The following is a 242-nucleotide window of genomic DNA, read 5'->3' on the forward strand; positions in this document are numbered from 1 at the left end:
GATGCGACGGTGCTGCGCGTCGGCTTCGACGGCAAGCGCGCGGTCGGCGTCGTGGTGTCGCGCGACGGGCGCGTCGAGACGCTCGGCGCGCGGGCTGAGGTGATCCTGTCGGCCGGCGCGTTCAATTCGCCGCAACTGTTGATGTGCTCGGGCATCGGGCCGGCCGCGCATCTGCGAGAACATGGCATTGCCGTGCAGCACGACGCGCCGGATGTCGGCCGCAATCTGATCGACCACATCGA

At 69.4% G+C, this 242-nt stretch carries 1 protein-coding gene; it reads left to right on the forward strand.

All coding sequences use genetic code 11. The features are described 5' to 3' along the window. On the forward strand, positions 1-242 hold a 242-nt coding region (locus SB751_RS34595), incomplete at both ends, for a GMC family oxidoreductase N-terminal domain-containing protein (protein WP_410749566.1).

Source organism: Cupriavidus sp. SIMBA_020 (assembly GCF_046535395.1).
GTDB classification, from domain to species: Bacteria; Pseudomonadota; Gammaproteobacteria; order Burkholderiales; family Burkholderiaceae; genus Cupriavidus; species Cupriavidus campinensis.